This window comes from Domibacillus indicus, from assembly GCF_023715895.1.
Classification (GTDB): Bacteria; Bacillota; Bacilli; order Bacillales; family Domibacillaceae; genus Domibacillus; species Domibacillus indicus_A.
The window spans coordinates 1-409 of record NZ_JAMBOO010000093.1 but is presented as its reverse complement, the minus strand read 5'-3'; the positions used below and the strand labels follow the sequence as shown (position 1 = coordinate 409).

General features: G+C 62.6%; 1 protein-coding gene. It reads right to left on the bottom strand.

Annotated elements, in window-relative coordinates:
- Window positions 1-332 (bottom strand): LysR family transcriptional regulator (locus tag M3221_RS25720; protein ID WP_251274828.1); only part of this gene is annotated, 332 nt, incomplete at its 3' end.
- Window positions 333-409: the final 77 nt, after the last annotated feature.

The window sequence follows — 409 nt, the reverse complement described above, 5'->3', positions numbered from 1 at the left end:
AACTGCGGCAGCGCGGGCAGCAGCAGGGTCCGCGCCAGGTTGCCCGCCACGTCTACCCGAATGGTGCCGGAGATGCTCCCCCCGGCGCTGCGGTTGGCCTCCTCAAGGGCCGCCAGAATGGACACGCAGCGCTGATAATACAGCGAGCCTTCTGCCGTCGGCCGTACGTGCCGGGTGGTACGATGTAGCAGCCGCGCCCCGAGACTGACCTCCAACGCTTTAATAGCCGCGGTCGCTACTGGCCGGGAAACCCCCAGATCCGCGGCGGCGGCACTGAATGAGCCCCGTTCGACGATGCGCACAAACAAGGTCAGAGTATCCAGTTTATCCATGACATTGTTCCAGCTGGCAAAACTATCCTGTCGCCCAACGCGGTCTTATCGTCGGCATTCAGGGGCTTATAATCGCT